The sequence below is a fragment of the Nocardioides sp. SLBN-35 genome (assembly GCF_006715725.1).
Classification (GTDB): domain Bacteria; phylum Actinomycetota; class Actinomycetes; order Propionibacteriales; family Nocardioidaceae; genus Nocardioides.
In genome coordinates this window covers 4,213,833-4,237,183 of record NZ_VFNU01000001.1, presented here as the reverse complement: position 1 = coordinate 4,237,183, position 23,351 = coordinate 4,213,833, and the positions used below count along the sequence as shown (strand labels likewise).

Below are 23,351 nucleotides of genomic sequence, written 5' to 3'. Positions count from 1 at the left end.
GCCGTGCAGGGCGGGATCTCGCCCGAGCTGCTGGCGATCATCGTGTGTCCCTCCTGCAAGGGCGACCTCGCGGTGACGCCCGCAGGGGAGTCGGTGGAGCTGGTGTGCCAGGGCTGCGGGTTCGCGTACCCGGTGCGCGACGGCATCCCGGTCCTGCTGGTCGACGAGGCCCGCAAGCCGGCCTGACATGATCTGGTTCGACGAGTCCCGGCTGGACGACCACGCAGCGCTCGCCACCGCCGACCTGCGGCTGCGCACGCTGGCCGAGTCCGGCGCCCGGGTACGCCGCGAGGTCGGCGACTCCGCCGAGGCCATCGCCGAGGCGGTGGCCCGATCGATCGAGACCCGCCCGCGTGCGGTGATCGCCGCCGGGCCCGACTCCCGCCTGCTGCGGGCCGTGCTCGAGCCCTTCTGTCCCGTGCCGTTCGTGGCCTGGCCCTCCCCGGCGCTGCCCGGCTGGGCAGGCAGCCTCGACCTGGTCGTCGTGCTCGCCCCCGACGGCGGCGACGCCGGAACGGCGCTGGCCGTCGCCGAGGCAGCGCGCCGCGGCTGCCAGCTCGTGGTGGCCGCGCCGCGCGGATCGCTGGTGGCCGAGCACGCGACCGGTCGCTGGACGACGCTGCTGCCCACCAGCACCGGCGACCAGCTCGCGACCGCGGTCGCGATGCTCTCCTTCCTCGACCAGGTCAACCTCGGCCCGAGTGCCGAGCCGGAGGCCGTGTCCGAGGCACTCGACGCGGTCGCCATCGCCTGCTCGCCGAACCGCGACATCTCGATCAACCCCGCCAAGATGCTGGCCATCTCACTGGCTGACGCCGCCCCGCTGGTCTGGGGTGGCTCGGTCCTCGCGGCCCGGGCCGCGCGCCGGATCGCAGAGTCGATCCGCCGCACCTCCGGCCGCACGGCGCTCGCCGGCGACGCCGAGCACCTGCTGCCCGTCGTCGAGGCGGCCCGCCCGCGCAACGTCTTCGCCGACCCGGTCGCCGACGGCACCGGCGATCGCCGCCCGGTGCTGGTGATGCTCGACGACGGCGTCGACGACCCGGTCGTCCGCGACCAGCGGCAGCGCCTCGAGGACGCCGCCCGCAACCAGGACGTCCGGATCGAGCACGTCTCCACCGAGGCGGCCGGCGAGGTCGCCCGCTACGCGTCGCTGCTGCTCAGCGGCACGTACGCGGCGGAGTACCTGCGCCTGGGGCTCGTCGAGGACTGACCGGGCCGTCGAGCCTCACAGGCTCGTGAACAGGCGGCGGGTGTCGTGGGGAGCGGGTGCGACGAGCGCGGCTCCCGTGTCGATCGCGCCACCGGCGACGGCCGCACGCCGCCGCAGGTCGCCGACGAAGTCCCCCTGTGCGGCGAGGAAGTGGACGCGGAAGGGGCGCCGGCCCGACGCTGCGATCCACACGGTGTGTCGCGCGACATCGGGACGCGCCTCGTCGCGCTCCCAGCTGACCGCGGTGACCTCGGTCAGCGGCACCCGCACCGTGCCGACACGGCCCCGCACGACCAGCCGATCCGCGGTGAGGACGACGGCCCGGCGCAGCTCGCCCCTGATCCCGGCGACCGAGAGCACGCACAGCGCCGGGAGCACGACGATGCCGGGCACCGAGCCCGACGCGAACGACACCGCCGCGAGCAGCCCGCAGACGACCCCGAGAGCGCCCAGGCCGAGGACCATCCGCACGCGGGAGGCATCCGTGGGCTTGTAGGTGGCGTCCACCCCGCCAGTCTCCCATCGGGCGCTCCGCCGTACCCGATCCGGCTCACGGTGTCAGGTTGTCTGACACTTGGTCTTCGCACAGGCGGTTCGGGTACCAAGGAGTGATGGCCTCAGCACCTCGGACTCGGGATCCCTGGCTCGACAACGCGAAGATGGGCCTGGTCACGCTCGTCGTGGTCGGGCACCTGCTCGCGTTGCTTCCTGCCGACGGCCCGGGCGGGCGGGTGTACGACTTCGTCTACCTGTGGCACATGCCGGCGTTCGTGTTCCTCTCCGGCTACCTGTCGCGGGGCTTCCGCTACACCCCGTCGCGGCTGTGGCAGCTGGTCACCACCCTGCTCGTGCCGTACGTCATCTTCGAGGGCGCACTGGCCTGGTTCCGGATCAACGTCGGCCACGAGCACCTCTACGACCTGTGGACCGACCCGCACTTCCCGCTGTGGTACCTGCTCGCGATGGTGGCCTGGCGGCTCGCGACCCCGATCCTGCGGCCGCTGCGGGGCGGCGTCCTGGTCGCGGTCGGGATCAGCATCGCCGGAGGCCTCCTGCTCGCCGGGGAATGGACCCGCTGGCTGGACGCCCCGCGGATCGTGGGCTTCCTGCCGTTCTTCGTGCTCGGCCTGAAGACCACGCCCGAAGCGCTGGAGTGGCTGCGCGGCCGGTTCGCCGCTCTGCTCGGCATCGCGACCTTCGCGGCGCTGTGGGTCGCCGCCGGCTCCCTGGACGAGTGGGCCAGCCGCGACTACCTCTACCAGCGGCCCTCCGAGCTGCTCGACGACCCGACCTCGACCGCAGTCCTGACCCGGCTCCTGGTGCTGCTCGCCGGCGTCGCGGGCGCGCTGGCCTGGCTCAGCGTCGTACCTCGCATCGGTGGTTGGTTCACCCGGATGGGCTCGGCGACCCTGGTCATCTACCTGTTCCACGGGTTCGTCGTGAAGGAGCTGGAGTACCTCGGCTTCGTCGAGTGGGCCCACGACCGGCCCTGGCTCGGTCTGCTGGCCGCGGTCGGCGTCGGTGTCGGTGTGGCCCTGGCCCTGGCCGCGCCGCCCGTCCGGCGCGTCCTCGAGCGGGTCGTGGACCCGTTCGACGTCGCCCACCGCCGGGTCCGCGAGGCGGTGCAGCTGACCGGTGTCGTGCACGAGCAGGAGCGGGAGACCGCGGACGCGGGGTTGGTGGGCGCCGGCCGGTAGTCGCCGGCCGGTAGCCTTCGGGCATGCCTCTCAGCACGGACCGCGCCTCGTGAGCGCCGGCCTGTTCGGTCTGCTCGACGACGTCGCCGCCATCGCCAAGATGGCCGCCGCGTCGATCGACGATGTCGGTGCCGCGGCAGGTCGTGCGACGACCAAGGCCGCGGGCGTGGTGGTCGACGACACGGCGGTCACGCCCCAATACGTGCACGGCGTCGCGGCCGAGCGCGAGCTCCCGATCGTCAAGCAGATCGCGATCGGCTCGATCCGCAACAAGCTGCTGATCATCCTCCCGGCAGCGCTGCTGCTCAGTGAGTTCCTGCCGGACCTGCTCCCGATCATCCTGATGCTCGGCGGCACCTTCCTCGCCTACGAGGGCGCGCACAAGGTCTGGCACCTGCTCGCCAGGCACGACGACCACGACGTCCCGGCCACCGTGATCAGTCCGGAGGCCGAGAAGCAGATGGTCGCCGGCGCGATCCGGACCGACCTGATCCTGTCGGCGGAGATCATGGTGATCGCCCTCGACGAGGTGGCCGACGAGAGCTTCTGGGCACGGCTTGCGATCCTCGTGGTCGTGGCGATCGCGATCACGATCGCCGTCTACGGCGTCGTGGCCCTCATCGTGAAGATGGACGACGCCGGCCTCAGCCTCGCGCAGCGCTCCTCGACCCTGGCCCAGAAGGTCGGGCGTGGCCTGGTCGCGTTCATGCCGCGGCTGCTGTCGATCATCTCGATCGTCGGCACCGTCGCCATGCTCTGGGTCGGCGGCCACATCCTGCTCGTCAACGTGCACGAGGTCGGCTGGTGGGACGCGCCGTACGAGTGGGTCCATGGCATCGAGCACGACATCGAGCACGCCGTGCACGGCTTCCTCGGCAGCGCGCTGGCCTGGCTCGCCAACACCGGCATCTCCGCGGTGATCGGACTGGTGGTCGGCTCCCTCGTGGTCGCGATCGTGCGGGTGCTGCCGTTCAGCGGCGACAAGGACCCGATCGAGCGGTACGACGACGGCGAGCCTGCCGCGCACTGAGGGCATTGAGGGCTCAGCCCGGTCACGGCAGGCCCACCGGTCCGGTCGGGCCCCGCGGGTCAGACCGCCGACAGCTGGACCGTCGCGTCCAGGGCGGCCGCGAGCTCGCGGCCCTTCGTCTCGAAGTGGCGGCGGAAGTAGCTCGTGTGCTCGTCGTGCTCGTGGAAGTGGTGCGGCGTGAGCACCGCGGAGAACACCGGCACGTCGGTCTCGAGCTGGATCCGCATCAGCGCGTCGACCACGGACGAGGCCACGAAGTCGTGGCGGTAGATCCCGCCGTCGACGACCAGGGCCGCCGTCGCCACCCCGGCGTAGCGGCCGGTCCGGGCCAGCCGGCGGACCTGCAGCGGGATCTCGAAGGCGCCCGGCACGTGCACCACCTCCACGGTGTAGCCGCGCAGCTCGAGCTCGGTGCGGAAGGTCTCGACGGCGACGTCGACGATGTCGGAGTGCCAGCGGGCCGCGACGATGGCGACGGTGTTGCCGGCGGGAGCGGTGGGTGACATGGGTTCTCCTGTTCGCGTGTCACCCAGGGCGTGACGACGCGCGCGAGGCCCGTCGCGTTCTCTTCCGTCCGGACTGTGACCGTCGGCTCCGGAGTCGCACCGGATCTGCTGACCCGCCCCGGTCGGAGACCGGGCCGGCGCTCGCGGGCTCGGCCGCCCCGGATCGGCCGGGACGCCCTCACCGCCGGTGGGGAGTTCCACCCCGCCCTGAGAACGTACGGCAGCAGGGTACCGCCCGCCCGCGGCTCAGCCGCCGACGCAGTCGTTCGAGCCCGAGTAGCAGGGCACGTAGTCGGGACCCGGGCCGGGCGGTGGGGGCGGCGACCCGTCCCAGTCGATCTGCGGCATGGCGGTGAGCAGGGCGACCACGAGAGCCACCGCGGCCACCGCGAGGTGCCAGAGGAAGACCCAGCGCCCGCGCCGCAGCGCCGCGGTCACCAGGGTGGTCAGCACGGCGAGCGCGAGGCCGCCGGTGAGGAGGCGGTGGACGAGGACCTCGGTTGCGGTCGGTCCGTCGCAGCCGCCCCAGCAGAAGTAGACGGTCAGACCGTGCCAGAAGGTGGCCAGGGTCAGGCCGAGGGCGGCGAGCGCGGCGACGATCTCGAGGGGCCCGGCCGGGCGGCGATCGGTCATGTTCGCAGGGTCCCGGGCGGGGGCCGTGGCGGCATGAGTAGGCGGGCCCAGATCGCCCGGGCGCGTAGGCGGCGTACGACGGGTCAGGCCGCATCGGACCGCCTCGCCTCCGACCCGACCGCGCACGCCCACGACCCGGGCGGGATCGGGCGGCCGGTGTCGGCGGGGCGGGTGCCGTGGTGGTCGACGACGAACAGCAGGTCGTGGGGCGAGCGCCACAGGTAGCTGCCGGGGGAGAGGGCGAGATAGCGCCAGGCGGTGAAGGTCGTGGCGCGGTGGTGCTGGCGGCACAGCGGGACCAGGTTGCAGGCTCATACGTATTCTGCCCTCATGGCTGAGCCGATCGCGGCGGCGATCTACGCACGCATCTCATCGGACCCGGGCGAGACCCGACAAGGGGTCGAGCGACAGTTGGAGGACTGCCGCCGCCTCGCCGCCGATCTTGGCTGGACGGTGGCATCCGAGTACGTCGACAACGACGTGTCCGCCTACTCGGGCAAGACCCGCCCCGAGTATCAACGTCTGCTGGCCGACATCACCGACGGCCTGGTCGACGGCCTGGTCGTGTGGCATCAGGACCGACTCCACCGCCGACCGGTCGAGCTGGAGCACTTCTTCACCGTGATCGACGCCGCCGGGATCGCGGGCAACGTCAAGACCGTGACCGGCAACAGCGACTTCGGCACGGGAGACGGGATCTTCACCGCCCGACTGATCGGAGCCGTTGCCGCGAAGGAATCCGCGGACAAGTCCCGACGCGTGGCCCGCAAGCACGAGCAACGCGCCGCCCACGGCATCCCGCACAAGGGATCGACGCGCCCGTTCGGCTACGAAGCCGACTTCACCACCATCCGCCCCGACGAAGCACGCGTGGTCCGGGACCTCGCCGCTCGGTTCCTGGCAGGCGAATCGCTGCGGTCTCTGGCCGAGTGGCTCAACACCACCGGCATCGAACGCGTGTCCGGCGGCACCGGATGGATCACCACCACCGTGCGCGGCATCCTCATCAACCCCCGCTACGCCGGACTCATGTCCCACCGCGGGCAGGTCGTCGGCCCCGGAAAGTGGGAAGCGATCATCGACGAGGACACCCACCGCCGCATCCTGGTCACCATCGCCGCCAAGAAGGCCACGGGACGCCGCACCCCGCAGACCTACCTGCTCACCGGACTCCTGCGCTGCAGCAAGTGCGGCAACCGGCTCTACTCCAGCGCCCGCCACGAAGGCACCAGCAACGGCAGCAACCGGAACCCGGTCCGCACCACCCGGCGCCGCTACGTCTGCATGTCCGGCCCCGACCACGGCGGCTGCGGACGACTGACCGCGGTCGCCGAACCCGTCGAGGAACTGGTGACCAACGCAGTCCTGTTCACCCTCGACACCCCCGAACTTGTGGCAGCACTGTCCGGCAAGGACAGCCCCGACGAACAAGCCAAGGCCCTTGCCGACGAGATCGAGCACCTCGAGGCCAAACAGCGCGAGCTGGCTGATGCCTACGCCGCCGACCTCATCACCATGACCGAGTGGCGACGAGCTGGAGGCACGATCAACGAGCGCCTCGACGCAGCCCGACGCCGACTCGCGACCCGGACCCGCACCGACACCCTGCACGGGCTGATCGGCAACGCGACCGCGCTCGCCGAGCAATGGCCCACCCTCAGCCTGTCGCGGCAGCACGCGATCATCCGCGCCCTCATCGACCACATCACCATCGGCCCCGGCACACCTGGCGCCCGCGCTTTCGACCCCGACCGGATCACCGTCACCTGGCGGCTCTGAGCCCCGCAGGCAAGCGGTAGCCCGGTCATTCCGTCAGGGGCTGGGAGGGCCGCAGGCGGGTGGGGGCCGCGCCGCTCCCCACGCCGCGAAACCCATGCGGCGCGGGGCCCCTGAGCGGCGACCCGAGAGGCCCCCACCCACCCGCCTGCGGCCCTCCCACTCACGACGCGCACGCCTCCCCGCCAGCAGCCCGCTCGCCGTCTCGCGACGGTGCTGCTGGTTCCGTTCGGGATCGCCCGCTCACCAACACCGCGACCTGGCGAAGCGCCGCCGGGTCTGTCACCTTCTCCGGCAACCCCTGAGCAGCCCGCGAGCGAGCCACCCACGCCGCGAGCTCTGCCGGGCTCACGAGACACCTCCCGCGGGCCGGTCCCAGGCGAACCAGTACGCCGGCGGACCCTCCCACGACGGCGAATCGCCCGACCACCACAACGACGACGGCTGGGCGCCCATCACCGACGACGCCTTCGCCAGCACCTCGTCAGGCGAGCGTCCCGACAGCCGGATCCCGCGCGGCTGGAACCCTTCCGCGACCTCGTACCTATGCAGCCCGGCAGGACGCTCTCGCCCGGGAGCAGTGTCGAAGGACTTCGACACGTACTTCGACAGGTACCGCGCCGCAGCACGGCTCCGCGTCAACGGGCCCGACCGGGACGGGAGGTTCGTGAACCGCTTGATGTGGACGAACCCACGACCCCACGCGTCAACCAGCGTTGACCGCGCGACGAACTGGCCCATCGCGTAGTGCAGATGCAGACCGTGACCGCCAGGATGCCACTCCGGCACCCACAGATACGGGAACGGATCACCGCCCAGGCCCGTACGCAGGCGCCGGAAGAAGTCCGCCACATCAGCACGGACCTGGCGCGGATCATGGCAACCCCCACCGGCGTAGGTCAGGGTGCCCATCCGATCAAGGCCATTCGCGGCGCAGTAGCGGCGGACCTTCACCCCCGCACGGCGAGCGGCCTCCGCACGGGAACGGTCAGGATCAACAGCGGCACCACGGATCCCGGTACCGCCACGACGAAGGGACGAAACGAACGACCCGCCAGCCTCACCGGCGGACGGATACAACGACAGAAACCAGCCCGCATCGGGACGACGAAGGACGTGCGAGGCGGGCCGGTCCTCGGATGCAAGCATCGGAGAACGGACCTCTCAGAGAGCAGGGCTAGGAAGCCCTGCCCCGATTGAGCGCTCAAAGCCGGTCCGTCCGGGAATCGCACCCGCGACCTACTCAATCCACACCTACAGGGGAGCCCTCACGTCACCAGCGGTCTTATGGGTTGCCTCTGCATTGCCGGGCCCAAGGAGCCGCAAGGGATCTTGTCCGCGAAGCTACACCCACCGACCGACAGAACCCGGCAACCAACCGGCGTGCCGAGGATTTCCCCCGACCGCCCCCACCAGACGCCCAGCGCGCGGCGGCGGGCGGTCCTCGCGGCTCCGCCGCTTGCGGTCCGGCCGCCGCCCCACCCTGACATCCCGCCGAGAGCCAGGCCGGAGAGCCCTCCGGCTACCCCGGTGGCCCGACGAGTTTCGTTGCTTCTTTCAAGTCAAGCGTTGGCCAGGTGCCCGTCGCCGATGAAGGGGGCGTGGGTCAGGATCATGTCGTCGGCCAGTCCCTCAACAATTTTGCGTGCCAACGCGCGCGTCTTGGGTGAGCGCCGCTTGCTGTGCTCTAGCGCCTCCAAGAACTCTTCCCTTGTCCGCATGTCGCTGTCAGCACCGTAGACAAAATAGAGTGGGCAGGATTCAAGGAGCGACTTTGACGTCCCGTCTTCGTCGTCAAGTTGCGCTGTTCCCCACGCGTCGCCGAGCATCAAGATCAGGCCGTTTGAGTAGCCGTCAATGTACGCGGCGTCGCCGTACCTCCCGCTTTCGTACGCGCGCTCGTAGGCCTCATCGTAGAATTTCAGCATGTTTGTAACGTGATGACGGTCGGAGTACTCGCCGCTCGCACGCTTCCGAAGAATCCGATCGCAAATGTCTCTAAGGCCGTCGTTGTAGAACCAGGTGTAAATGACCGCAGGATATTCAGCGTGTCGTATCGGTTCTTCCCACTCGCGAGGGTCAGCCGAGACGGCCATGTCATATAGGTCCGCCACGTGGCCATAGACCTCATCGTCTATCACGCAGTGGCCGACGAGACTCTTCTTCAGTTCCCGCAGAAAGTTGATTCCGCTGGTCTTGATAACTTTCATTCCGAGATCGTTCTCGGCTTCGACCGCGTGCGGGGAAACTACGTAAGCAGTCGGCGCGAAGTCCTTCATGTCTGCAAGTAGAGCTTCATACAGGCGTCGGAAGTTCCAGTCCCTTAGCGAATATCCGATGAAGACCACAGTCTTTGTGGCCAACAACTGCCGCAATAGTCCACCCATGACGTCGCTCGCGAGACTTTCGAGTCGCTTCGCGTAGTCGGACTCCGTCGCGACAAGGCTGGCTAGATTAGTGATCGAACCATGAATCTTTAGGACACGTCGTCCCGGCATTTCCCATAGAGCAATGTCTGCGCCGGAAACGAACGGTGTGGCGGCGCACTCATCCTCAAAGTAAGTGTCCCAGTTCGTCGTGACGATGTCTCGGAGGTAAGGCATCGTTGCCAGCTCCGCGTGGAATCGGGTGGCGTGATAATGAGGCGACCTGAATGAGTCGATGAAATCGAACTTCCGTCGAATCATCCGAACCAGTTCGGTTCGCCCGAACCTGTTTTGATATTCCTCAAGGGTTTGAGGAAAACTTTCGACGCTTTCCATGGGCATGCCCAAGCGGTCCGCTGCGAGTTCCAGCACCGTATCTGGGAACACCGTGGACACTTCGGTGCTGATTCCAGCGCCCGCGAAGATGACCACGTCGCGCCGCAAAGCGGACTCGGACATTCCCTCGGGCAATTCGAATGGAAAATCAAGGCTGCAATGTATGCAGCCTGTGTCCGCGCACGACGTGTCTACGTGGGAGTGCCCAGCCATCGTTTCGCTTGTCACTCAGCGGAGGGTAATCGGCCCGCGAACTAGGCGCGCGGTAAACCAGACATGAGGCGAGGGTGTATTTGGAACTTGCGAGGTTGCAGGGACAGGTCGGGCCGCCGTCGCGGTGGGGGGTGGCGTGGTCGAGGTCGCAGCGGTCGGTCCGGGTGGTGCAGTGCGGGAACCGGCAGCTGTGGTCGCGCAGCTCGACCCGGGTCCGCAGCCGCTCGGGGATCTCGTAGGAGTCGACGGGGACGTGCTCGGCGAGGTCGACCACCGGACGCACCACGACGGAGGCTCCGGTGAGTCGCAGCCACTCGTGGACCTGGTCGGCGCTGATCGGGCAGGCGCCCTCCTCCCAGCGGGCGACCGGGTTGTCGGGGTCGCCGGTGAGGTGCACGTTGAGGACGACCTCGCGGCCCGGGACGCGGACCGTCCGGCCGTCGTCATCGCGGGCCTCGAGGTCGAGGGTGAGGTCCTGGCGGGCGATCTCGCCGACCGCGATCGAGCGGCGGACGTCGAGCGGCGCGTCGTTGCCGAGCCGGCCGAGCAGGGCGGCGCGGCGACGTACGGCCTCCTCGAGGTCGTGCCCGTCGCCGGGGTCGAGGAGGCCATGCACCCGGACCGTCCCTGCCGCGTCGGGTGGATCGACGTCGAGGCGCCGGCGGTCGGCCGCCCTCTGCCGGCGCGCCTCGGCGGCGACCGGGTCGTGCCGGGCCACCGCCTCCTCGACCAGCCGCTCGACCTGCGCCCAGGTGCACGAGGTCACGTCGTGCAGGGCGCCGTCGACGAAGGCCGTCGCCTCGGCGTTGAGCGGTCGGGTCAGGTCGGAGATCCGCTCGGCCCGCCAGGGCGCGAGGCGCCCGGCGGCGACCGCGGCGTACACCTTCGGCAGCCGCCAGGCGCACTCCACGACCCGGCCGACGAACGCGCGCCCGGCGTTGGGGGAGCGCCCGAGCGCGGCCACGAGCTCGCTGAGGTGGTGGTCGCTGATCAGCGGCGCGCCGTCGCCGGCGATCGGCACGCCGGTGTCGATGACGCCGTCGCGGACGGTGGCGGCGTGCTCGGGGCTCGTGACCACGTGGGCCTCGGCCCAGCGGACGACGGCCGCCCACTCGGCGACGACGAGGCACTCGCGGGTGCGCACGCCCGAGCGGATGGTGGTCAGCAGGTCATGCTGGTCGTGCTGGTCGAAGAGGGGAGCGGCAGAGAGGAGTGTGGTCATGGCACTCACCCCACCAAGGGCTGCCGACGGAAGGCGGCCACGGCGGCGGGGCCTGTGGAGAAGGGGGCCAGTCGTCGGCGGCTGTGGAGAGTCGAGGGACATTCCTGATGATTCCGCGGCCCTCGGAGCGCGCTTGTAGGGTGTCCTACGTCATGCGCGGGAGATCCCGACGATGCGCAGATGCGCCGCAGGACCAGCTGTCACACGACACTCGAACCTCGAGGATCACTCATGGACTACAAGGTTGCTGACCTGAGCCTGGCCGAGTTCGGCCGCAAGGAGCTCACTCTCGCCGAGCACGAGATGCCCGGCCTCATGGAGATGCGCCGGCGCTACGCGGACTCGCAGCCGCTCAAGGGCGCCCGCATCGCCGGCTCGCTGCACATGACGATCCAGACCGGTGTCCTCATCGAGACGCTGACCGCGCTCGGTGCCGACGTCCGCTGGGCCACCTGCAACATCTTCTCCACCCAGGACCACGCCGCCGCGGCCGTCGTCGTCGGCAGCGGCACGCCGGAGGACCCGCAGGGCACCCCGGTCTTCGCCTGGAAGGGCGAGACCCTCGCCGAGTACTGGGACGAGGCCGAGAAGGTCTTCGACTTCACCGACGCCGACGGCAACAAGATCGGCCCCAACATGCTCCTCGACGACGGTGGCGACATCACGCTGCTCGTCCACAAGGGCGTGGAGTTCGAGAAGGCCGGCTCCGTGCCGGGCCAGGACTCGACGGACAACGAGGAGTTCAAGGAGGTCCTCCGGGTCCTCGCGCGCTCGCTCGACAACGACCCGCAGCGCTGGACCAACATCGCCAACGGCATCAAGGGCGTCACCGAGGAGACCACCACCGGTGTCCTGCGCCTCTACGACCGCTTCAAGGAGGGCTCGCTCCTCTTCCCGGCGATCAACGTCAACGACTCGGTCACCAAGTCCAAGTTCGACAACAAGTACGGCTGCCGCCACTCGCTCATCGACGGCATCAACCGCGGCACCGACGTGATGATCGCCGGCAAGACCGCCGTCGTCTGCGGCTACGGCGACGTCGGCAAGGGCTCGGCCGAGTCGCTGCGTGGCCAGGGCGCCCGCGTGATCATCACCGAGATCGACCCGATCTGCGCGCTGCAGGCGGCGATGGACGGCTACGAGGTCAAGCGCCTCGAGTCGGTCGTCGACTTCGCCGACATCTTCATCACCACGACGGGCAACTTCGACATCATCCGGGTCGAGCACTTCGAGAAGATGAAGAACCAGGCCATCGTCGGCAACATCGGCCACTTCGACAACGAGATCGACATGGCCGGCCTCGCGAAGATCCCCGGCATCGTCAAGGACGAGATCAAGCCGCAGGTCCACCAGTGGATCTTCCCCGACGGCAAGAAGGTCATCGTCCTCTCCGAGGGTCGTCTGCTGAACCTCGGCAACGCGACCGGCCACCCGTCGTTCGTCATGTCGAACTCCTTCACCAACCAGGTGCTCGCCCAGATCGAGATCTTCACCAAGCTCGAGGAGTACCCGATCGGCGTCTACGTGCTGCCCAAGCACCTCGACGAGGAGGTCGCCCGCCTGCACCTCGACGCCATCGGTGTCGAGCTGACCGAGCTCAACCAGGCGCAGGCCGACTACCTCGGCGTCCCGATCGAGGGCCCCTACAAGTCGGAGCACTACCGCTACTGATCGGCTACCGACCAGTACGTCGACGAGGCCCGGCACCATGGTGGTGCCGGGCCTTCGTCGTGCTCCCGCCTAATATTGCGGGCGTGACCCCGCCGAGCAGCGCGCCGTACCCCACGAAGGGGCGCGTCCTCGTCGTCGACGACGACGCCCCGCTGGCGGAGATGCTCGGCATCGTGCTGGGGCAGGAGGGCTTCGAGAGCCGGGTCTGCCCGCGCGGCGACCTGGCGCTGGCGGCGTTCCGCGAGTACCGCCCCGACCTGGTGCTGCTCGACCTGATGCTGCCCGGCAAGGACGGCATCGACGTGTGCAAGGAGATCCGCGCCGAGTCCGGCGTGCCGATCGTCATGCTCACCGCCAAGGGCGACACCGTCGACGTGGTGGTGGGGCTGGAGTCGGGAGCCGACGACTACGTCGTCAAGCCGTTCAAGCCCAAGGAGCTGGTCGCCCGGATCCGGGCCCGCGTCCGCCGTACCGAGGCGGTCCCGCACGAGGCGCTCACCATCCGCGACGTCGAGATCGACGTGGCCGGCCACGCGGTGACGCGTGGCGGCGAGGAGATCTCGCTGACGCCGCTGGAGTTCGACCTGTTGCTGTGCCTGGCCCGGAAGCCCGGTCAGGTCTTCACCCGCCAGGCACTCCTCGAGGAGGTCTGGGGCTACCAGCACGCCGCGGACACCCGGCTGGTCAACGTCCACGTGCAGCGCCTGCGCTCCAAGGTCGAGCACGATCCCGAGCACCCAGAGATCGTGTTGACGGTGCGCGGTGTCGGCTACAAGGCCGGCTCGGCCTAGTGGTCACAGGTGCTTGACGCGCTCCGCCGCTGCTGGGGGTGGCTCGCTCCCCGGCTGCGCCGCGCACTGACCTTCTGGCGGCGCTCCATCCAGGCGCGGGTCGTGGCGAGCACGCTCGTGCTGTCCGCGGTCGTGGTGAGCGGCGTCGGCTGGATCCTGCTGCAGCAGACCCGCGACGGCCTGCTGCGGCATCGGGCCGAGGTCGTGCTGGGCGAGGTGGACGCGGAGGTCGCCGACGCGCAGGACCGCCTGGAGGCGGCATCGGGCCGTGAGGTCAACGCGAGCCAGCAGCAGCGCGACCTGGTCGACCCGATCATCGAGCGCGGAGCGAGCCGGGGGTACGCCGTGGTGCTGGCCGGTCCCGAGGGGGAGGACCCGGCGCTGCGGACCGGGGGCGGCGAGTACACCAGCGGGCTCGACCTGGTCAGCATCCCGACCTCGCTCGAGGAGCACTTCGACGGCCCGCAGCGCGTGACCGCGTGGACCTACACCGAGATCGTGCGCACGACCGGCGCCGCCTCCGACGCCACGACCACGCGGGAGCCGGGGATCGTGGTCGGCTCGCAGGTCCAGCTGCCGTCGGACGGCAAGACCTACACGCTCTACTTCCTGTTCCCCCTCGCCGAGGAGCAGGACACGCTCAACCTGGTCACCCGGGCCCTGCTGACCGCGGCCGGGCTGCTGCTCGCGCTGGTCGCCGGCCTGACCTGGCTGGTGACCCGGCAGGTGGTCACCCCGATCAGGCTGGCCCGCCGGGTCGCCGAGCGGCTCGCCGCCGGCCGGTTGCAAGAGCGGCTGCAGGTCACCGGCGAGGACGACATCGCCCGGCTGGCGTACTCCTTCAACCAGATGGCCACCAGCCTCCAGCGCCAGATCCGCCAGCTCGAGGAGCTCAGCTGGGTCCAGCGCCGCTTCGTCTCCGACGTCTCCCACGAGCTGCGCACACCGCTGACCACGGTGCGGATGGCCTCCGAGGTCCTGCACGACGCCCGCGAGGGCTTCGACCCAGCGACCGCGCGCTCGGCGGAGCTGATGCAGGCCGAGCTCGACCGGTTCGAGAACCTGCTGGTCGACCTGCTGGAGATCAGCCGATTCGACGCCGGCGCCGCGGTGCTCGCCACCGAGAACGTCAACCTCGGCGATCTCGTACGACGAGTGGTCGACGCCGCGCAGCCACTGGCCGACCAGCGGGGGGTCCGGGTGCAGGTCCGGGAGCCGGACCACCCGGTCCGCGCCGACGTCGACGTGCGCCGCATCGAGCGGATCGTGCGCAACCTGGTCACCAACGCGATCGACCACGCCCTGGCCGACGACCCCACCGAGGCGGTCATCGTGCGGCTGGAGTCCGACGAGGAGTCGGCCGCGATCACGGTGCGCGACCACGGCGTCGGGCTGGCGCCGGGGGAGGCCTCGATGGTGTTCAACCGGTTCTGGCGCTCCGACCCGGCCCGCACCCGCACCAGCGGCGGCACCGGCCTCGGTCTCGCGATCGCGCAGGAGGACGCCCACCTGCACGGCGGCTGGCTGCAGGCGTGGGGCAAGACCGGGCAGGGGGCGCAGTTCCGGTTGACCGTGCCCCGGCACGCCGGCGGCACCCTGCGGCACAGCCCGCTGCCGCTGGTCCCCGAGGACGCGATGTCGAGCGATGCCGCCGTCGTGGTCGGGCCCGCGGGCGTCGTACCCGAGACGGAGGAGGAGTCATGACCCGCAACCGGCTCCTCCCGACCCTGGTGACGGTGCTGCTGGCGGCGCTGACGGTGCTGTCCGGATGCACCTCGCTGCCGACGTCGGGACCGGTGGTCCAGAGCAGCGGCACCGACCGCGGTGACACCCGCCGCGCCAGCGACATCGACGCCCGGCCGCCGGTCGACGGCGCCTCCCGGACCGAGGTGGTCGCCGGCTTCCTCGACGCGATGACCGCGTGGCCGGTGCAGACCAGCGTGGCGAAGCAGTACCTCACCAAGGAGGCAGCGGCCGGCTGGAACCCCGAGCAGGAGACGGTCATCTACAGCGACTCGCTGCCCGTGCGCGAGAGCGGCGGGTTCGTGTCGGTGTCGTTGACCGCCGCCGACCGGCTCGACGCGGTCGGGGCCTGGCGCGGCGCCATGGGTGCCGACGAGCTCGACCTCGACTTCAAGCTGACCGTGCAGGACGGCGAGTACCGGATCACCGACCCGCCGGACGCGCTCGTCGTACCCGCCTCGTGGTTCCGGCAGCGCTACCACCAGGTCTCCCTCTACTACTTCGACCCGGTCGCGAAGATCCTCGTCCCCGAGCCGGTCTTCGTGCCCGAGGGCGACCAGCTCGCCACCAGCCTCGTGTCCGGGCTGCTGGCCGGCCCGCCGCCGCTGGCGCAGGGCGTGGTGCGCTCGTTCCTGCCGGCCGGGCTGAGCGTCGGGCTGTCCGTGCCGGTCAGCGACGCCGGCGTCGCCGACATCTCGCTCGTCGGGGAGGCCCAGTCGGTGACCTCCGAGCAGGCCGAGCTGATGCTCGCCCAGCTGGCCTGGACGCTGCGCCAGGACCCGTCGGTCACCGCCCTGCGCGTCAGCGTCGACGGTACGCCGCTGCCGTTGCCGGGCGGTGTCGCCCAGTACTCCGTCGACGCGGCCGCCGCCTACGGCCCGGCCGGGCCCGGCGGGGGCAAGACGCTCTACGGCATCAGCCAGGGACGCCTGGTCTCCGGCGGCAAGGACACCGACCTCGACCCGGTCACCGGCGTCTTCGGCGACGAGGGAGCCGGGCTCACCGCGGTCGCGGTCAGCCCCGACAACGAGGAGGCCGCCGGGATCGACACCGGCGGGCATCGCGTCCGGCTGGCGCACGTCCAGCAGTCCACGTCCGAGCCCGCCGCCCAGGTGCTGCTCGACGGCGGCACCTACGCACGCCCCACCTGGGACCACGCCGGGCGGTTGTGGGTGCTCGAGCGCCGCGCGAGCGGCGCCGTCGTGTGGCTCTACGACGGCGCCGAGCTGCGCACTGTGCGGGTCCCGGGCGTCACCGGAACCCGGGCCCGCAGCCTCGTCGTCAGCCGCGACGGCACCCGGCTGGTCGCCGTCGTGCGGGTGCCCGGGCAGGGCGACCAGGTCGTCGGAGCCCGGGTGTTCCTCAACGGCCGCGGCCAGGTCGCCCGCACCGGCCGGCCGTTCGTCGTACGTGCCCCGGAGGGCAGCGCCATCATCGACCTGGCCTGGGCCAGTCCGGTCCGGGTCGCGCTGCTCACCGCGACCGTTCCCGGCAACCTCTACGAGGTCGACGTGGTCGCCGCGGACGGCGCCACGGTCGGCGTCGACGTCCTGTCCACCATCGTCACCGGAGAGGTCCTCGGGCTCGCCGCCTCGCCCGTCGAGGACGCCGCGATGTACGCCGTCTACGCGGAGCAGTACGTCGACCTGATCCGCCAGGTGGACCGCGAGGCCGGACCGGGCGGGCTGTCCCAGCTCGACTACGCCGGCTGACCTGCGCGGTCAGCGGTCTCTCCACAGCCTCCGGGCTCGCGCTTGCCGCCGGCCGGGGCGGCTGCTGGGCTGGGCCGATGGGCACCGCGCACCTCCTCGACGGCTTCGTCGACCTGGTGCTCGGCTCGCGCTGCGTGGGCTGCGACCGGCCGGGCCGCCCGTGCTGCCCGGCCTGCCGCGACACCTGCCGCCTGCGGGCCGCCGAAGCCGGGCCGCGCTGGCCCACTCCCTGTCCGCGGGGGCTGGTGCCGCCGTACGCGGTGGGGGAGTACGACGGCCTGCTGCGCGACCTCGTGCTCGCCCACAAGGAGCGCCGGGTGCTCGCCCTCGCCCGGCCGCTCGGCGAGCTGCTCGCCGGCTCCGTCGAGGCGGCGACGCCGCTCGGACCGGTGGTTCTCGTCCCCGTGCCGTCGCGCACCACGACCGTGCGCCAGCGTGGCCACGACCCCACGCTGAGCATGACCCGCGCCGCTGCCGCGGCGCTCGGTGACCAGGTGCGGGTGGCCCGGCTGCTGCGCCTGCGACCGGGTGTCGTCGACCAGGCCGGGCTCGACGCCGCCGCCCGCGCGGCCAACCTCGCCGGCTCGATGACGGTGCCCGCGGACGCCGTACGCCACCTCGTGCGGCGCTGCCCCCGTGCCCACGTCCTGGTCTGCGACGACGTGCTCACCACCGGCGCCACGCTGCGCGAGGCACAGCGCGCGCTGGAGGCCGCCGGGGTGCCCGTCCACGCCGCCGCGGTCGTCGCCGCGACCCGGCGCAGGAACGCGGCAGGAACAATGGCCTGAACTTCGGATGAAGCCTTTCGTCGTCACCACCGACGGACTAACGTCTGGTCATGGAGTCCGCCCGGGTCCGTGGTTGCGTCGCCCAGGCCGGGCGCGAGCCCAGCCGGGGGCGGCAAGCCGATGCCAGTCGCAGGCGAAACGGTCCACGTAAGCCGGTCTCCGGGCCGGTGATCACGGTGCGGCTTAGTCGTAAGACCTGCCTCGGACCGGACGTCAGATACGTCCGGCCCCGGGAGAGGGCCGGTAGTGGCAACAAGCTGCGGAAGCCCCAGCAGGCGGGTGTGGGGAAGAAGACCAGGTCGGCCGGGCGGACTCCATCTGTGCTTGTTTGGCGCTCGCTTCGCTCGCGCATGTCGGGCGCGCTTCCGCGCGTTGCCTTCCTCCGCTCCGCTCGCTCGTTCCTCGCTCGCTGCGCTGCGTCCAGGCAACGCGGCGCGCCCGACGGGCCGACGCTCGCTGCGCTCGCGCGGCGAGCTCCCCTTGAGTTCGTGCTGGCCGAGAATGCGCCAGCACACCGGCTTCCTGCCTGGTCGGCAGGAGAACCCATCACGCCGAAATCCCCTTGGAGGTAACTGATGGATGTTGTGGTCACCGGACGGCACTGCGAGATCTCGGACAGGTTTCGAGAGCATGCCGCGGAGAAGCTCACCAAGCTGGAGAAGCACGATCACCGGATCATCCGGGTGCATGTGGAGGTGGACTGCGAACCCAACCCGCGCCAGCACGACCAGGCGGTGCACGTCGAGCTGACGGCCTTCTCCAAGGGGCCGGTGATCCGGGCCGAGGCCGCCGCCGACGACAAGATGGGTGCGCTCGACCTCGCGCTCGACAAGATGGCCGCGCAGATGCGCAAGGCCGCCGACCGGCGGCGGGTGCACCGCGGCCGTCGTACGCCGGTCTCGGTCGGCAAGGCGCTGTCCGACGTACCGACCACCGTGGTCGAGGAGGACGACGAGGTCGCGATCGAGCGGCAGGTCGGCCCGATCACGGTCACCGGCGACGGCCCGCTCGTGGTCCGTGAGAAGACCCACCCGGCGAGCCCGATGACGCTCGACCAGGCGCTCTACGAGATGGAGCTGGTGGGCCACGACTTCTACCTGTACGTCGACAAGGAGAGCGAGCGTCCGGCGGTCGTCTACCGCCGTCGCGGTTACGACTACGGGGTGATCTCGCTCGACGTGGGGAGCGACGAGGGCTGAGCCCGAGAACCACCGTGCAGCCCTCGAAACCGGACGGGACCGGCACTCACTCGGGAGGTCGTGTCATGATGCCGCCGTGGCGGAAGGTACTTCGCCGGCAGCCGCAGCACCGGGACAGCCCGTGAGCGAGCCGGTACGTGTTGTGGTGGTCGACGACCAGGAGCTGTTCCGGCGTGGGCTGACCATGCTGTTGGGCATCGAGGACGGCATCGAGGTCGTCGGCGAGGCCAGCAACGGCCTCGACGGCGTCAGCCTCGTGGTCAGCAGCGTGCCCGACGTGGTGCTGCTGGACGTCCGGATGCCCAAGCAGTCCGGGATCGAGGCGTGTGTCGCGATCAAGGAGGCGGTCCCGATGACGAAGATCATCATGCTGACCGTCTCCGACGAGGAGGCCGACCTCTACGAGGCGGTCAAGAGCGGTGCCTCGGGCTACCTCCTCAAGGACTCGTCCATCGAGGAGGTGGCCCAGGGCATCCGAGTCGTCGCCGACGGCCAGTCGCTGATCAGCCCGTCGATGGCGGCCAAGCTGATCGACGAGTTCAAGACGATGTCGAAGCCCGACCGCACCGCCGGCCCGGCCCTCAAGCTCACCGAGCGTGAGCTCGAGGTGCTCCGGGCCGTCGCGCGCGGCCTGAGCAACCGCGACGTCGCCTCGCTGCTCGCGATCAGCGAGAACACCGTCAAGAACCACGTCCGCAACATCCTCGAGAAGCTCCAGCTGCACTCGCGCATGGAAGCGGTCATGTACGCCGTGCGCGCCAAGCTGGTCGAGCTGGAGTGAGCACGCCCGCGGGTGAGCTTGCGAACCCGCGGTCAGCGGGCGAAGGTCGAGGAGTGCCGACGAGCTCGCGCCGCGGAGCAAGCGAGGTCGTGGCGCGTCACGAGACCGGGTGAGGTGCTGCCTGCCGGCACTGGCCGGGGACGGTTGGCGTGAGCACGGCCGGTGGTCTCGTGACGGTTGCTGCGCAACCTCCTCGACCTCCGGCGTTGTCGGCGGCGACTCCTAGGGTGGGCCCGTGCCCACCACGCAGTCGCTGTCGCTCGCCCAGGCCCGCCGGATCGCGCTGGCCGCGCAGGGCTTCCTCGATCCTGCCCACGCGGCCCCGACGCTGCGCACCTTCGACCGCACCCTGACCCGCACCGGAGTCCTCCAGGTCGACAGCGTCAACGTGCTGCAGCGCGCCCACTTCATGCCGCTCTACTCGCGGATGGGCGGCTACGACGTCGACCTGCTGCGGCGCGCGGCGAGCGGGCGCAACCGGCGGGTGGTCGAGTACTGGGCCCACGTGCAGGCCTTCATGCCCGTCGACCTGTGGCCCGCGATGCGACACCGCATGGACGACTACCGCGCCAAGCGCGGCAAGTGGTTCACCGTCGAGGAGGGCGACGGGCTCGAGGCGGCGCTGCTCGCCGAGATCACCGAACGTGGCGCCAGCACCGCCCGCGAGCTCGACGACGGCCTGCCCCGCACGAAGGACCACTGGGGCTGGAACTGGTCGCGCACCCGCCGGATGCTCGACTACCTCTACATGACCGGCGAGCTGGCCATCGCGGGCCGCAACAGCCAGTTCGAGATCCGCTACGACGTGCCCGACCGGGTGCTGCCGGCGAGTGTGCTGGACGCCCCGGCGATGACGCGGGCCGAGGCCCACGTCGAGCTCGTACGACGAGCGGCCCGGTCCCACGGCGTGGGCTCGGCCAACTGCCTGGCCGACTACTACCGGATCCGGGTCGGTGAGGCCCGGCTCGCGATCGACGAGCTCGTCGCGGCAGGTGAGCTGGAGCCGGTGACGGTGCAGGGCTGGAAGCGCCCGGCGTACCTCCACCGCGAGGCCCGGCTGCCGCGCCGGATCGGCGCGCGCTCGCTGCTCAGCCCGTTCGACCCGGTGGTGTGGGAGCGTGACCGGGCCGAGGCGCTGTTCGACTTCTTCTACCGCATCGAGATCTACACGCCGGCCGAGCAGCGGGTGCACGGCTACTACGTGCTGCCGTTCCTGCTCGGCGACCGGATCGTCGGCCGGGTCGACCTCAAGGCCGACCGGGCCACCGGGCGGCTGCTCGTCCAGTCGGCGTGGTCCGAGCCGCACGCCCCCGCCGAGACCGCGGGCGAGCTGGCCGCCGAGCTGGACCGGCTGGCCGGGTGGCTCGGGCTGGGCGAGGTCGAGGTGGCCCCGAAGGGCGACCTCGCGCCGGCGCTCGCCGCCGAGCTCGACAGGCCTGCCGCGTAGTCCGATCCACCTCTGGGTATGCGCCACCCATCGGTGGATTCAGGCCGAGGAGGCGACCGCCCTGGCCGCGACGCTCGGGTGGTCCCGGTCCACGACACCCAGCCGCCCGGCGCCGCCGGGGGAGCCGAGCTCGTCGAAGAACTCGGCGTTGATCGCCAGGAACTCCCGGTCGGACGCGGGCAGGTCGTCCTCGTAGTAGATCGCCTCGACGGGGCAGACCGGCTCGCAGGCCCCGCAGTCGACGCACTCGTCGGGGTGGACGTAGAGCATCCGAGCGCCTTCGTAGATGCAGTCGACCGGGCACTCGTCGACGCAGGCGCGGTCCTTGACGTCGACGCAGGTCTGGGAGATCACGTAGGTCATGCGGACGCCTCCCCGGCCGGGCGCTCCTTCTTGAACCGGTAGACGTCGAAGACGTAGTCGGGGCAGACCATCTGGCAGGCGGTGCAGCCGGTGCAGCCGACATGCAGCACGGGGAAGCGGTAGCCCATCTCGTTGACCTCCGCCGACATCTCCAGCACCGACGGCGGGCACGCGGCGATGCACAGCTCGCAGCCCTTGCAGCGCTCGGTGTCGATGACGAGGGTGCCGCGGGAGACGCGGCCGGCAGCGGTGTCGGTGTGGTCGGTGGGGTCGGTGGCGGCCATCAGGCCTCTCCTTCGGGGCGGACCAGGTTGCCCACGGTGAGCAGGTCCTCGACGGTGACGTCGAGGGCGTCGCCCTCGCTGTCGGGGAGCACGCCGCGGTCGCGGAGCACGCGCACGGCGTGCTCCCCGGTGCTCACGACGTGGCGGACGGTGGCGGCGACGGCGGCCGCGGGGGTGTCGTCGCGGATGGCGTCGTACTCGGCACGGAGCAGGGTGCGCTCCTGCTCGAGGTCGTCCTCCATGGCGAGTCGGGAGGCGACCCGGACCAGGCCGTTGAACGTGCGCAGCAGCGAGCGCAGGTGCGGACCGCCGCCCGCGCGGGCGATGGAGCGGCGGAAGCGCTGTGCCTGCTTCTCGAACTCGTCGACGGACCCGGCGGCGAGCGCGGCCTCGACCGACTCGGTGAGCTCGGCCCAGACCTCGGGGTCGCGCCGCGAGACGACGCCGCGCACGGGCAGGGCGGAGAGGAGGGCGTAGAGCGTGAAGCCCTCACGCACGTCGGCGACGCCGACCTCGGCGATGAACGCGCCACGGTGGTAGGGCATCTCCACCAGGCCGTCGCGCTCCAGCTGGATCAGCGCCTCCCGGATCGGGGAGCGGCTCACGCCGAGGCTCTTGCCGAGCGCGTCGAGATCGACCCGGTCCCCGGCGGCGAGCTCGCCGCTGACGATCCGCTGGATCACGACGTCCGCCACGGCCTGACTGGTGTTGGCCCGCTCAAGCACGTTCTGCCTCCTGGCTCTTCAGCTCGCCGACAGGGTAGACCGGTTCCATGGACGAACCCTGGTAGTCCGCGCCGTCCGCCGCCGGGACGAACCAGCCGGTCGGGCACATGGTGAGGATCTCGACCAGCGAGAGCCCGTTGCCGTCGAGCTGGGACTGCACCGCCCGCTTGATCATCCGCTTCGTCCTCGCCACCGCGGCCGGCGTCGACACCGCGCCGCGGGCGACGTACCCGCTGCCCTGGAGGGAGGCCACCAGGTCCGCGATCGGGATGGGGTAGCCGTGGTCTGCCGCGTTGCGGCCCTCGAGGCTGGTCTTGGTGCGCTGGCCGAGCACGGTGGTCGCGGTCTGCTGCCCGCCGGTGTCGCCGAACACCCCGTTGTTGAGCAGGATGCAGGTGATGTTCTCGCCGCGGGCCGCGGAGTGGAGGACCTCCTGCAGCCCCTCGTTGACCATGTCGCCGTCGCCCTGCAGCGTGAACACGACGGACTCGGGGCGCATCCGCTTGATCCCGGTGGCGCACGAGGGGGCGCGGCCGTGGAGGCACTGGAGGACGTCGATGTCCATGATCCGCACGAAGCTGCCGTAGCAGCCGTGGCCCACGACGCCGATGGAGCGGTCGACGACGTCCAGCTCCTGCAGCGTCTCCAGCAGCAGCCGCAGTGCCACCGGCTCGCCACACCCGGGGCACAGCGAGTGCTCGCCGAGGATGAGTGAGGGCGCCGCCGAGGCGGCCTTGGTCGACGGCGGCGGGGGTGCCGTCCGGGTGTCGATGGTGATGTCCGTGGTGGCCATGG

23 protein-coding genes and 1 riboswitch are annotated in these 23,351 nt (G+C 70.8%); of the genes, 13 read left to right on the top strand and 10 right to left on the bottom strand.

All coding sequences use genetic code 11. The features are described from left to right. Nucleotides 1–15 precede the first annotated feature (15 nt). Together FBY23_RS20425 and FBY23_RS20420 are read left to right on the top strand one after the other, a co-directional pair. Nucleotides 16–186: a Trm112 family protein gene (locus tag FBY23_RS20425; protein WP_222118026.1), complete on the top strand. Its 171-nt coding sequence runs from the start codon at nucleotides 16–18 to the stop codon at nucleotides 184–186. Nucleotide 187: 1 nt separating this feature from the next. Further along, nucleotides 188–1,213 (top strand): SIS domain-containing protein, encoded by a 1,026-nt coding sequence (locus tag FBY23_RS20420; protein WP_141799819.1) that lies wholly within the window; start codon nucleotides 188–190, stop codon nucleotides 1,211–1,213. A 15-nt stretch (nucleotides 1,214–1,228) separates the two neighbouring features. Here the strand turns inward: FBY23_RS20420 and FBY23_RS20415 are convergent, their stop codons facing one another. Then, the gene (locus FBY23_RS20415; RefSeq protein WP_141799818.1) at nucleotides 1,229–1,720 is read right to left on the bottom strand and encodes a hypothetical protein; all 492 of its coding nucleotides are present in this window, start codon (nucleotides 1,718–1,720) and stop codon (nucleotides 1,229–1,231) included. Between the two features lie 104 nt (nucleotides 1,721–1,824). Between FBY23_RS20415 and FBY23_RS20410 the strand changes: the two genes are divergently transcribed. Both FBY23_RS20410 and FBY23_RS20405 read left to right on the top strand, forming a co-directional pair. Next, entirely contained in the window at nucleotides 1,825–2,910 is a 1,086-nt protein-coding gene (locus FBY23_RS20410) for an acyltransferase family protein (RefSeq protein WP_141799817.1), read from the top strand. 49 nt (nucleotides 2,911–2,959) lie between these two features. Next, a complete protein-coding gene (locus tag FBY23_RS20405) occupies nucleotides 2,960–3,940 on the top strand; it encodes a DUF808 domain-containing protein (protein ID WP_141799816.1) in 981 nt (326 codons plus the stop codon). Between the two features lie 59 nt (nucleotides 3,941–3,999). Here FBY23_RS20405 and FBY23_RS20400 read toward each other — a convergent pair whose 3' ends face one another. Next, on the bottom strand, nucleotides 4,000–4,446 hold the full coding sequence (locus FBY23_RS20400; protein WP_141799815.1) for a 6,7-dimethyl-8-ribityllumazine synthase: 447 nt from the start codon (nucleotides 4,444–4,446) through the stop codon (nucleotides 4,000–4,002). Nucleotides 4,447–4,498: 52 nt separating this feature from the next. Continuing rightward, nucleotides 4,499–4,665, bottom strand: a riboswitch (FMN riboswitch). Between the two features lie 27 nt (nucleotides 4,666–4,692). Further along, nucleotides 4,693–5,079, bottom strand: coding sequence for a DUF6234 family protein (locus FBY23_RS20395; protein ID WP_141799814.1), 387 nt, complete (start codon nucleotides 5,077–5,079; stop codon nucleotides 4,693–4,695). Between the two features lie 258 nt (nucleotides 5,080–5,337). Between FBY23_RS20395 and FBY23_RS20390 the strand changes: the two genes are divergently transcribed. After that, a complete protein-coding gene (locus FBY23_RS20390; RefSeq protein ID WP_222117892.1) occupies nucleotides 5,338–6,858 on the top strand; it encodes a recombinase family protein in 1,521 nt (506 codons plus the stop codon). A 345-nt stretch (nucleotides 6,859–7,203) separates the two neighbouring features. Here the strand turns inward: FBY23_RS20390 and FBY23_RS20380 are convergent, their stop codons facing one another. The 3 genes from FBY23_RS20380 to FBY23_RS20370 form a co-directional block, all read right to left on the bottom strand. Continuing rightward, the gene (locus FBY23_RS20380) at nucleotides 7,204–7,767 is read right to left on the bottom strand and encodes a hypothetical protein (RefSeq protein ID WP_222117891.1); all 564 of its coding nucleotides are present in this window, start codon (nucleotides 7,765–7,767) and stop codon (nucleotides 7,204–7,206) included. 650 nt (nucleotides 7,768–8,417) lie between these two features. Continuing rightward, nucleotides 8,418–9,713, bottom strand: coding sequence for an SIR2 family protein (locus FBY23_RS20375; RefSeq protein ID WP_160158311.1), 1,296 nt, complete (start codon nucleotides 9,711–9,713; stop codon nucleotides 8,418–8,420). Between the two features lie 52 nt (nucleotides 9,714–9,765). Next, on the bottom strand, nucleotides 9,766–11,052 hold the full coding sequence (locus FBY23_RS20370) for an HNH endonuclease signature motif containing protein (RefSeq protein ID WP_141799810.1): 1,287 nt from the start codon (nucleotides 11,050–11,052) through the stop codon (nucleotides 9,766–9,768). Nucleotides 11,053–11,283: 231 nt separating this feature from the next. On the opposite strand from FBY23_RS20370, the gene ahcY reads away from it, so the two are divergent. The 8 genes from ahcY to FBY23_RS20330 all read left to right on the top strand — a co-directional run bounded on the left by ahcY (nucleotide 11,284) and on the right by FBY23_RS20330 (nucleotide 21,184). Continuing rightward, entirely contained in the window at nucleotides 11,284–12,723 is a 1,440-nt protein-coding gene (gene ahcY / locus FBY23_RS20365) for an adenosylhomocysteinase (RefSeq protein ID WP_141799809.1), read from the top strand. Nucleotides 12,724–12,806: 83 nt separating this feature from the next. Next, nucleotides 12,807–13,514 (top strand): MtrAB system response regulator MtrA, encoded by a 708-nt coding sequence (gene mtrA / locus FBY23_RS20360; protein WP_260806104.1) that lies wholly within the window; start codon nucleotides 12,807–12,809, stop codon nucleotides 13,512–13,514. Between the two features lie 9 nt (nucleotides 13,515–13,523). Then, on the top strand, nucleotides 13,524–15,218 hold the full coding sequence (mtrB, locus tag FBY23_RS20355) for an MtrAB system histidine kinase MtrB (protein ID WP_141799808.1): 1,695 nt from the start codon (nucleotides 13,524–13,526) through the stop codon (nucleotides 15,216–15,218). Beyond that, a complete protein-coding gene (locus FBY23_RS20350; RefSeq protein ID WP_141799807.1) occupies nucleotides 15,215–16,969 on the top strand; it encodes an LpqB family beta-propeller domain-containing protein in 1,755 nt (584 codons plus the stop codon). Before mtrB ends, FBY23_RS20350 begins: the two co-directional genes overlap by 4 nt. A 77-nt stretch (nucleotides 16,970–17,046) precedes the next feature. Continuing rightward, on the top strand, nucleotides 17,047–17,757 hold the full coding sequence (locus FBY23_RS20345; protein WP_141799806.1) for a ComF family protein: 711 nt from the start codon (nucleotides 17,047–17,049) through the stop codon (nucleotides 17,755–17,757). A gap of 575 nt (nucleotides 17,758–18,332) precedes the next feature. Next, on the top strand, nucleotides 18,333–18,956 hold the full coding sequence (gene hpf, locus FBY23_RS20340; protein WP_141799805.1) for a ribosome hibernation-promoting factor, HPF/YfiA family: 624 nt from the start codon (nucleotides 18,333–18,335) through the stop codon (nucleotides 18,954–18,956). 121 nt (nucleotides 18,957–19,077) lie between these two features. After that, nucleotides 19,078–19,737, top strand: coding sequence for a response regulator transcription factor (locus FBY23_RS20335; protein WP_260806103.1), 660 nt, complete (start codon nucleotides 19,078–19,080; stop codon nucleotides 19,735–19,737). A 235-nt stretch (nucleotides 19,738–19,972) separates the two neighbouring features. Next, complete coding sequence (locus FBY23_RS20330) at nucleotides 19,973–21,184, top strand: winged helix-turn-helix domain-containing protein (RefSeq protein ID WP_141799804.1); 1,212 nt, start codon at nucleotides 19,973–19,975, stop codon at nucleotides 21,182–21,184. A 39-nt stretch (nucleotides 21,185–21,223) separates the two neighbouring features. Here FBY23_RS20330 and fdxA read toward each other — a convergent pair whose 3' ends face one another. Genes fdxA through FBY23_RS20310 form a run of 4 tightly spaced genes read right to left on the bottom strand, consistent with a single transcriptional unit; the run spans nucleotide 21,224 to nucleotide 23,349 of the window. After that, complete coding sequence (gene fdxA, locus FBY23_RS20325) at nucleotides 21,224–21,547, bottom strand: ferredoxin (protein WP_141799803.1); 324 nt, start codon at nucleotides 21,545–21,547, stop codon at nucleotides 21,224–21,226. Then, the gene (locus FBY23_RS20320; protein WP_141799802.1) at nucleotides 21,544–21,831 is read right to left on the bottom strand and encodes a 4Fe-4S dicluster domain-containing protein; all 288 of its coding nucleotides are present in this window, start codon (nucleotides 21,829–21,831) and stop codon (nucleotides 21,544–21,546) included. The genes fdxA and FBY23_RS20320 overlap by 4 nt, the downstream gene beginning before the upstream one ends. Next, nucleotides 21,831–22,556: a GntR family transcriptional regulator gene (locus FBY23_RS20315; RefSeq protein ID WP_141799801.1), complete on the bottom strand. Its 726-nt coding sequence runs from the start codon at nucleotides 22,554–22,556 to the stop codon at nucleotides 21,831–21,833. The genes FBY23_RS20320 and FBY23_RS20315 overlap by 1 nt, the downstream gene beginning before the upstream one ends. Then, nucleotides 22,549–23,349 (bottom strand): thiamine pyrophosphate-dependent enzyme, encoded by an 801-nt coding sequence (locus FBY23_RS20310; protein WP_141799800.1) that lies wholly within the window; start codon nucleotides 23,347–23,349, stop codon nucleotides 22,549–22,551. The genes FBY23_RS20315 and FBY23_RS20310 overlap by 8 nt, the downstream gene beginning before the upstream one ends. Between the last annotated feature and the right edge of the window lie 2 nt (nucleotides 23,350–23,351).

Bases quoted from the DNA above. Each gene is read 5' to 3' on its own strand.
- FBY23_RS20420 (WP_141799819.1), top strand. From the start codon at position 188: ATGATCTGGTTCGACGAGTCCCGGCTGGACGACCACGCAGCGCTCGCC.
- FBY23_RS20410 (WP_141799817.1), top strand. From the start codon at position 1,825: ATGGCCTCAGCACCTCGGACTCGGGATCCCTGGCTCGACAACGCGAAG.
- FBY23_RS20400 (WP_141799815.1), bottom strand. From the start codon at position 4,446: ATGTCACCCACCGCTCCCGCCGGCAACACCGTCGCCATCGTCGCGGCC.
- FBY23_RS20395 (WP_141799814.1), bottom strand. From the start codon at position 5,079: ATGACCGATCGCCGCCCGGCCGGGCCCCTCGAGATCGTCGCCGCGCTC.
- FBY23_RS20380 (WP_222117891.1), bottom strand. From the start codon at position 7,767: ATGGGCACCCTGACCTACGCCGGTGGGGGTTGCCATGATCCGCGCCAG.
- FBY23_RS20370 (WP_141799810.1), bottom strand. From the start codon at position 11,052: ATGACCACACTCCTCTCTGCCGCTCCCCTCTTCGACCAGCACGACCAG.
- ahcY (WP_141799809.1), top strand. From the start codon at position 11,284: ATGGACTACAAGGTTGCTGACCTGAGCCTGGCCGAGTTCGGCCGCAAG.
- FBY23_RS20350 (WP_141799807.1), top strand. From the start codon at position 15,215: ATGACCCGCAACCGGCTCCTCCCGACCCTGGTGACGGTGCTGCTGGCG.
- FBY23_RS20345 (WP_141799806.1), top strand. From the start codon at position 17,047: ATGGGCACCGCGCACCTCCTCGACGGCTTCGTCGACCTGGTGCTCGGC.
- hpf (WP_141799805.1), top strand. From the start codon at position 18,333: ATGGATGTTGTGGTCACCGGACGGCACTGCGAGATCTCGGACAGGTTT.
- fdxA (WP_141799803.1), bottom strand. From the start codon at position 21,547: ATGACCTACGTGATCTCCCAGACCTGCGTCGACGTCAAGGACCGCGCC.
- FBY23_RS20320 (WP_141799802.1), bottom strand. From the start codon at position 21,831: ATGGCCGCCACCGACCCCACCGACCACACCGACACCGCTGCCGGCCGC.
- FBY23_RS20310 (WP_141799800.1), bottom strand. From the start codon at position 23,349: ATGGCCACCACGGACATCACCATCGACACCCGGACGGCACCCCCGCCG.